General features: G+C 29.7%; 8 protein-coding genes. 1 reads left to right on the top strand and 7 read right to left on the bottom strand.

Annotation, left to right across the window (positions count from 1 at the left end; all coding sequences use genetic code 11):
* Positions 1 to 177 precede the first annotated feature (177 nt).
* The 5 genes from B3W71_RS05390 to B3W71_RS05370 form a co-directional block, all read right to left on the bottom strand.
* On the bottom strand, positions 178 to 2673 hold the full coding sequence (locus B3W71_RS05390; protein WP_346887918.1) for an FtsX-like permease family protein: 2496 nt from the start codon (positions 2671 to 2673) through the stop codon (positions 178 to 180).
* 1 nt (position 2674) lies between these two features.
* Positions 2675 to 3433, bottom strand: a complete 759-nt coding sequence (locus tag B3W71_RS05385; protein WP_346887917.1) for an ABC transporter ATP-binding protein — start codon at positions 3431 to 3433, stop codon at positions 2675 to 2677.
* 483 nt (positions 3434 to 3916) lie between these two features.
* Complete coding sequence (locus B3W71_RS05380; protein WP_346887916.1) at positions 3917 to 4996, bottom strand: helix-turn-helix domain-containing protein; 1080 nt, start codon at positions 4994 to 4996, stop codon at positions 3917 to 3919.
* 214 nt (positions 4997 to 5210) lie between these two features.
* Complete coding sequence (locus B3W71_RS05375; RefSeq protein ID WP_346887915.1) at positions 5211 to 5720, bottom strand: GNAT family N-acetyltransferase; 510 nt, start codon at positions 5718 to 5720, stop codon at positions 5211 to 5213.
* A 19-nt stretch (positions 5721 to 5739) separates the two neighbouring features.
* Entirely contained in the window at positions 5740 to 6267 is a 528-nt protein-coding gene (locus B3W71_RS05370; protein WP_346887914.1) for a GNAT family N-acetyltransferase, read from the bottom strand.
* Positions 6268 to 6653: 386 nt separating this feature from the next.
* On the opposite strand from B3W71_RS05370, the gene B3W71_RS05365 reads away from it, so the two are divergent.
* Positions 6654 to 6950 carry a YciI family protein gene (locus tag B3W71_RS05365; protein ID WP_346887913.1) on the top strand — a complete coding sequence of 99 codons (297 nt, stop codon included), beginning with the start codon at positions 6654 to 6656 and terminating at the stop codon, positions 6948 to 6950.
* A 255-nt stretch (positions 6951 to 7205) separates the two neighbouring features.
* Here B3W71_RS05365 and B3W71_RS05360 read toward each other — a convergent pair whose 3' ends face one another.
* A complete protein-coding gene (locus B3W71_RS05360) occupies positions 7206 to 7808 on the bottom strand; it encodes a hypothetical protein (RefSeq protein WP_346887912.1) in 603 nt (200 codons plus the stop codon).
* 113 nt (positions 7809 to 7921) lie between these two features.
* Complete coding sequence (dnaB, locus tag B3W71_RS05355) at positions 7922 to 9238, bottom strand: replicative DNA helicase (RefSeq protein ID WP_346887911.1); 1317 nt, start codon at positions 9236 to 9238, stop codon at positions 7922 to 7924.

Genomic DNA, 9238 nt, shown 5'->3' with positions numbered 1-9238 from the left:
TTGTTGTGTTGTAGATTTTTCCTTGAATAAATACTTTAGTAAATCAATATCTCGAAACGGCTGAGCGTTAATAATATAAGTGCATCTTCAATTTGCCAAATAAAAAAGATTAAAAATAAGCGGTAAATAGCTTGTCAATTTGACATCATATTTACCGCTTACCTTTAAATTAAATATTTACTTATCATCAACCCTTAGTTCATCAGCTATCTTTTTATTGGCTAAGGATATTCCAAATGGAATAGCTATTGCCAAACTTATTCCCAATAACAGTGAAACAATAATTAACATAACTTTATATCCTATATAAATACCTTTGAAACTATCTGTAACTATATTTGACACAATAAATCCTAAAACACATCCTAGAAGTGATCCAATTAATACATAAGTGACTATTTGTGTTAATATTAATTTCACTAGATCTTTCTTTTCTAATTTTAAAGTTCTTAAAATAGCATATTCTTTTCTTTTTGAAAGGACATTGTTTATTAGCATATTAATAATCCCTAACGCTAAAGAAATTAAAATTGCACCGAGAACTATGATAAACAATGACCATCTTTCAATAAGTATTTGATTTGATTCATCCAATGCTTCTTTTAATGTAGTATATTTGATTTGTGGATATTCCTTTTTTAGTTCATCCAATCCCCTTAAGGTATTTTCTTTATTAAAAGATGAAACCAGAGCTACATCAAAATTAACAAGTTCATCTACATATTTATCATTACTATAATCTATTAAAATCATTCTATTTGCCAATAAATTATCATCGTTAATTATATGCTTTATTGTGAATGTATCAAAATTAAGGGTATTTTTAACTTCCTTTAAACTCTTACCATCATTTCTCGCTTTACTTATTTCTATTTTATCTCCTATTTTTAGTTTTTGATCTGTAGCAAATTGTTTTGAGATAATTACACTTGACTTCAAATCCCAATTTTCTTTAGGAATTAACCCTTCATTTTGTAAACCATCATAATCTACTAATGAGAAATCTGCATAGTCCACATCATTCTCACCTTTAAAATACACTGAACTTATGTTACTTAATGTTATAACACTTTTAACATCCTTTATTCTCTTTAAATCATCTTTGAACTCATCTCCAAGATTACTATTTAATTTATTTCTATCAGTAATGGATATCTCTAAAGGAAATTGACATTTCAAAAACTCTTCATTATTCCTTGATATTACTCCCAAAAATGATTCTCCAAATATGGCGATTACAATAACAGTGCTTAGAGAAATTATAATTACGCTACTTCTTTTTACCTGTGAGATTAAGTTCTGTATTGCAACAAATGCACCTTTACCTCCTACTAATGTAAAAAATGGCATAATACTTTCTAGTAGTTTTTCTATATGATAAGGAAACAATAAATACACGCCGATAACTAAACTAATTGCTGAAAATACTCCCAAGAATATGTTTCCTTTATTGAAAACAAATGCAATAATTTCAGAGATGAATAATATTAAACTAATTATTACTCCTGCCATACCAATTAACTTGCCAAGCTCTCCCTGATTTTGTGTTTCTTCATTTTCTTCACTTATCTTTAATGGTAGAATCTTTGAACTTCTTATAGCAGGAATAAGCATAAAAACTTCAAGGATAACAAATATAACAATACTAATTAAAGCAGCCATTGAAAGTGAATAATTTATATCTGAAACTTTAAAAGAAAACTTATTGTTTAGGATTTTTACTATTAAATCATTACTAAGATAAGATGCAAGTAACCCTACCACAACTCCTATTATGTTAATAAAAGTAGCTTGTACAAATACAATACTAAAAGCTTGCTTTGAACTTCCACCTATAGCTCTAATAGTTGAAAACTGCTTTCTATAATTGTATAAAAATATTTGAAAATTAGAAATTATAAGAAGTGAACACATAATTATAATTAATGCTGATAAAACAAAAGTAAAAACTTTTAGTGATTGAAGATTTCGTACTATTCCTTCATCTTGTTCTGCTATGTCAATACGAAGATTTTTATTAATACTCCTAATGTTTTCGGATACCTCAAAACTCTTATTCCCATCTATGAGCTTTATCAGTAAATATGTCGCCTCACCATTATCTTTTAACATATCTTTTAAAGTATTTATGTTTATAAATAATATATTAGGAATGTTATTTGATTGCTTTGGAGTATTAATTACCTCAATAATTTTAAAACTTCTTCCGTCTATAACAATACTATCCCCTTCATCTTTGCCTAAACTTTCTTTCAACACGTCATTAATAACAACTTCACCCGTTGAAATATTTCTTGTATACTTATATTTGCTTTTTGATAACTCTGAATTATCTGTACCCACTGAATACACATTAAAATTTGTTTTATCTTCTATTTGTAATTCTGCTAATATAACTGGAGAAAGCTCTTTTATGCCACTTATTGATGAGATTTTATCAACAAGAGATTTATCTAGCTTTTTATCATACATTGAAGAACTTCCAACCGATAAGTCCATATCTCCATAAAGCTCTTTAGTATTATTTATCATAGATTTTTCAGCACTGCTAATGTACATAAACATGCCTACTATTAATATCACCGATATTATTACGCTAAATATAGAAGATATCATAATAAATTTATTTGATTTTATTAGTTTGTTTGCACATCCTCTTATAGAAGTAATCATATCAAACCTCCATTATCTTCTGGAGTTTATGTAATATTTCTTCAATACAACCTTTAGATCCATCTTTAACATATTCATCTGTTATTCTTCCATCGTGAATAAAAACAACTCTATCAGCATATGTAGCCACTTTAGGGTCATGGGTAACTATTATAGTACTCTGTTTTAACTTTTCTTTCATCCTTTGAATTATTTCTAATATTTCATTGGATGTATTATAATCAAGATTTCCAGTAGGCTCATCTGCAAGCAATACTGAAGGGTTAGTAATTAAAGCTCTTCCTATAGCAACTCTCTGTTGTTGTCCACCAGAAAGTTCTAAGGGTTTATGGCCTTCCCATCCTTCTAAACCTAATGATTTTATTATTTCTTCAACCTTACTTTTTATTTCATTCTTTGAATAGTTTTTTAATATCAATGGTAGTGCTAGGTTTTCTTCAACGGTTAAATCTTTAAGTAAGTTAAAATTTTGAAATATAAATCCAATGATTTCACTTCTGTACCTTGTCGCATAAGGCTCAATATAGTAATCTTTAATCTTTTTTCCATTAATAATAATTTCTCCATTGGTAGGTGAATCTAGAGCACCCAAAATGTTTAATAAAGTACTCTTTCCGGATCCACTTGAGCCCATAATAGCAAGGATTTCACCTTTATATAAGCTTAAAGTAACACCTTTTAAAGCTTGAACTTTATTGTTTCCAATTTCATAAACTTTCTCAATGTCTTTAGCCACTAGTACTGTTTCGTTTATTTTCATATATTCCACTCTCCCAAATGCATTAGTTTAAATGCCTATACTTATCCCTGCAACATTTTTCTGTTTAAATAATCTAAATTTAAAACATTATTAAATTCTAAGAATTACTTATACCACCCTGCTTGACTTTCATACATTAGTTTATAAACACCTTGAATATTGATAAGTTTATTATAGTAATATTGTACCATATTTACATATAAAAGTATAATATAACCCTTGAAAATACAGGCCTTGCCTATAATTTAATATCCAGTTCATTTTTATTCTTATTACAAAATATAAATAAACTATTAGAAAATGGATCTAGCTTGAATCTCTTTGAACAATGGCAGCTAGACCATCAATAGACTTTCTTTTATACATAAAAAATACCCCTAATCATTGATTATAGGAGTATTATCTCACCACAAATATTATTGTTGAAGGTGATGAATTATTTACTGCTTACCTATATAAATACTAATAATTTTAAATATATTCCTACAAACTCCTTAACTCCTCTATAATCTTTTTAAACTCCTCATTTTCCTTCAATTCATCAAATGCAGACGTGCCCATAATTGCATCTGCAAGATGTTGCTTCATAAATTCAGACTTTCCGTCTCCTACAGATTTAAATTGTATTTCACTGAAAAATTTACTACTATTTAATCCCTTATTTCCGTTTTCTATAAGATTATGTATGAATCTTATATATCGATTTAGCATAACAATGGCCTTGTCCTTATCATTGTTTTTTGCGTACAATTCTGCCAATTGTAAGGCACAAGTGTCTGCATGATTTTCAACTTTAAATAATGTGTTTAACTTAATTACCGTTTCTAAAAAAAGTTGTGCATCTTTAATATTTGACTCTTTCTCCGCAACTCTTGACAAGCTCTGGAGTACTAAACCACAAGTCTGAATATTTTTAAAGAGTATTCTTTGATACAGTTTTTTTGCATTATCATTTTCACCTTTATTTCTATAGATGGTTGCCAATAAAAGCATTGTGTCATTTGATTTTGGATTAAGTCTTTCTGCTGTTTTTAATGCACTATCATAATTCTCTCTCATCATATAAAGTGAAGCTATATTATGTAGTGCTGCTTCTTTTATATCAGCATCTGATGCTTCACTTGCTTCCTCAAATACTTCGCAAGCACGCTTTATCATGTTATTACTTGCTTCTTCATCATCTTTAAGTAAAACAGTATATTGCCAATAAAGAGAAGCAATTCTTAATTTTAGTTCTGCAATATTGGAATATCTTTTAAGTTGCTTTTCACAATGATCATATGCGGAAAAATAATCACCCTTTAAGAATTCTCGTTCACAAAGTGTAGCTATGCTATTTATTTCTTTTTCTGTAAGTTTAGAATTAAATTCTAACAACTCATTTATATTTGTATCTAATAAACGGGCTAGAGGAGCAAGCAACGTTATATCCGGATAAGTATTCCCGCTTTCCCACTTTGAAACAGCTGCCTTTGATACACCCATCGCATCGGCAACTTGCTCTTGGGTTAGTCCTTTAAGCTTTCTTAATTTCTGTATTACAAAACCTATATTTATCTCCATGGTACTACTCCTAACTTCTTGCTATGGTTTAATTATATAGCTCAAAAATCATTGTTACAATGGAGCATAATTTAACTTACATTGTGAATTTGTATAGCATTGGTTAACACTTTAAATATTGGCTCTATTAAAGAATAATGTTGATAATATAATATTTTTAAGGGAACTCATCAAAAAAAGTTCCCTTAATCTACATTTTCAGAAGAATAAATGTTTATAATTTAATCCAATATCGTTGAATTACTGTATCATCATCTTTAACTTCATTTTCCAATGTTCCACCACATGATTTTATAGTTTTTATTGAAGCAATATTATCAGCATTGCATGTTAGCAACACTTTTCCAATTTCTAATTTTTTACATTTTTCTAATGCAATTTTAAGCATTTCTTTTGCATAACCTTTTTGACGTTCAATCCTTTTTACACTATAACCAATATGCCCTCCGTAATTATATAAATATTTGTTTAATGTATGCCTTATACTTATTATACCAACTAATTTATTATCTTCTTCCCTGATTGCTAAAAATACATTTGCAGTCACTTCAGTATGCTTTGTACTATCTTGCTCGTTGTCTAATACAAAATTTAACCATTCCTCATAAATATCATATTTTCGTAAATATGATGTACCCGCCAAATCGTCGCCATTCTCTATAAATTCCTTTCTGTATTCTAAAACTTGCTGTTTATATTCTATAGATGGTCTTAATAATCTCATTATAATTCCCCCTATTATCTTATAGTAATTTTTCATATAATTTAAACCACTTAAGCCCGTAGTTTCCAAGTCCTAAGTCAACTGTATCAACATATTTAAACCCACATTTTTCATACAATCTAATAGCAGGTATATTACCTTCATAAACGTCTAATCTAATTGATTTAGCTTGTGACTTAATACTGTGTTTAATAGAAAAGTCCATTAGCGCTTTACCTACACCACATTTCAAGAATTTTGGATGCACTACAAATGTATGTACTACTAAAACATCTGAATAGTCAGACTCGAATTCCCATTTAGCTTTATAATATGCAGGCTCAGGCTCATGGCTTAAAATAACGGAACCAATGATTTTCCCATTATGTTTTGCTACATAAAGATTACCTTGTTTAACTCCATCAATTGCATTTTCCCGAACAGGATATATACCTTTTCGCCAACCAGGATAATTTACTCCTTCTGATAAATAGTCATTCAAATCATTATAAAGTTGTTCTAATTCATCAATATCCTTTTCTTTTCCTAGCTCAAAATTTATATCCATACATGTATCACTCCAATCAACACAATATATAAATTGTGTCCTATAATATATAAAATCCTTAACTTATCATCATTGTATCATTATACTACGCCTCAAATATTATCCAAATAGCTTTCAATATATTTTCATATAAAAAATAGCCCAAAACCTAATAATATCAATAGGCTTCCAGATATTAAAATTTGCTTGTTATTTTAAATTTCACTTTTATTTTAGGCTTTGTCTTAGAGAACTGTGGATATTGCATACTATCTAACAAAACGCTTATAATATGGATATAAACATTAAGTAATTCTCTATATTCTGCACTAACTCTTATAGAAGTTATATTAATTTCGCTCAAAATTTAGGCATTGAGCTGAATCAAATTAAGAAAGGATAAAAAAGTGAAATATTTTATTGTTGAAGGTATAATACAAAATTCAGAGAAGATTAATGAAAATATTATGAAAGAGCATATGTCCTATACTCAAAAAGCAATGGATGAGGGAATGATATTAATGTCTGGACTTAAGTCAGATATGAGTGGTGGGATATTTGTTATTAAATCAGAGTCTATAGAAAAACTAGAAGCTTATTTATCAAATGAACCTTTTAAAATTTACGGGATACAAGATTATAAATTTACAGAGTTTGAATCTCATTATTTTAATCAATCACCAAGTGAATGGGTTAATAAGTAAAAAGTAATATATATTTCATGTTTTAATAAATTGAAGCTTTCTTGAATCAAAAATTAGACATATTAAATTAATGTTATAAATAACTAATTCTTAATTAAATAATTGCGAAAAAAATAGGGACTTTCACAAAATAAGCTAATCTAAATAAATATTGAATAAGTACTTCAATATTTTATATAAGATTAACAATATATTTTGTGAAAGTCCCTATCGTATTTTAAAACAAAGCCCTATTTTAAAGTACTAATTTTTTATTTATTGATCATCACTATTTAGAGCTAATGAATCACCACTCTCAATGACTTCTCCTGTGTCTTTATCTCTAAAATTCACTATGGTCCTTACTTTATCTGAAGATTGTCTATCAATAATCTGATATAGATTTCCAGCCATATAGAATTCCAAGTCTGTAAAAGATTGAAATTCTTCATAGGATGCTTTATCAACCATTACGTCAAATTGTGTTAAATCATCATTATATGTTATCTCTGTGAAAGAAGGATAGGTTTCTTTATCTTCTAGAATTTCCTTTATGCTATCATCAAAGCTTGTCTTTATAATTGACAGTAATTCTTCATGAGTTTTCTTATTCATAATATATGTTACAGAACCATCATCATTGGCTTTTACCTCGTGAACGCCCATTGCTTTTGCTTCTTTTTCAGCAGTACCCATATCACTACCTTTGAAAAAGACTGCAGGCACTGTCACTTCTACATCAAATAAATTTTCTTCTACAGAAAGCTCTGCTACGCTACTTTCTTTCTTAGCTCCATCCTTTGAACTCTTTGAGCCACATCCTACCATTGTTATGACCATTGTAGTTATAAGTAATAACGCTAAAATTCTTTTTTTCATAGCTTTTTCCCCCATACTATTATATTAAAAATATTATTATATCATATAATAACACACTATTAGAATACATAAAATAGTCATACAAAATATAAATGCCTTAGGCAACTCTATCTCTATCTAATCCCATCAACCCTCTGATACTTTCCTACCCAACATAGATTTACAGTTTTCACTTCCCCATTTCTGTTTTTACCTACGATAACTTCCATAACCTCCCTTTCATTATCCCTATTCTTTTCCTTAAGCTCCTTGTCGTAATATACTTCTCTATATGGGAAGATTACCATATCTGCATCTTGCTCTATGGAGCCTGATTCCCTTAGGTCTGATAACATAGGTCTTGGATCCCTTCTACTTTCTGCTGCTCTAGAGAGCTGTGCCAAGGCTATAACTGTAATTTTTAAAGACTTTGCCATCCTCTTTAATTCTCTTGATATCTTTGCAACTTCTTGTTCTCTAGAATTACTTACTCCGGTTGATTCTATTAGTTGAAGGTAGTCTATTATTATCACATCTAAACCTTCCTTATGCTTTAATAACCTTGCTTTTCCCCTTATGGTGGCAATGGTAGCTGAAGTATCATCTATGAAGATTTTTCTCTTTGATAGGTTGGCAGCTCCTTCCATGAGCTTTTGTAAATCCTCTTCTTTTAGCCTTCCACTTTTTATATTGCTAAGAGGAATTAGGCATCTTGCGGCTAACATCCTCTGTATCAGTTGAATCTTAGGCATTTCTAAAGAGAATATCCCCACCTTTGCCTGCCTTGAAACATATTGAGCAATATTTAGAGCAAAGGCTGTTTTTCCCATGGATGGCCTTGCTGCTATGATAATTAAGTCTCCAGGCTGTAATCCTGAGGTTACTTTATCAAGGTCCTTATAACCAGTGGATATGCCTTCAATCTCCTTCTTATCAATATATCTTGCTTCGATTTGGGTCATGGTATCCTGTAGGGTGTTCATAATAGGTTCCATCTCTTCCATGGCTGAAGAACTATAGGCCTTATGAATATTATCATCTAGTTCCTCCACCACCTGCTCTACTAGAGACTCCCTATGACTCTCATCAATGGCCCTCATACAAGCTTTTATAACCCTCCTTCTATTGGCTTTGTCTATGATAATATCACTATAATTTCTTAGGTTATTTAAATAGATAGCTGAGCTTGATAACTCTGATAAATATGTCATTCCATTGCATTTTTCTAGGGCTCCCCTAGCCCTTAATTCTTCGCTAAGGGTGATTAAATCTATATCCTTATCTCTAGCTCTAAGATTCAAAATTCCCTTGTATATCTCTCTGTGATTCTCATAATAAAAATCATCTAAGCTTAGAATATCCTCTATCTCGTAGATTTTATCTTTATCGTTAATTAATACCCCAAGGACCACCTGTTCAGTCTCCATGCTATGTGGCATCACCATATTCAT

It is taken from the genome of Clostridium sp. UBA1056 (genome assembly GCA_002316385.1).
Taxonomy (GTDB): domain Bacteria; phylum Bacillota; class Clostridia; order Clostridiales; family Clostridiaceae; genus Clostridium_J.
Note: the sequence above shows the minus strand (reverse complement) of the source record. Positions and strands in the feature narration are given on the sequence as shown.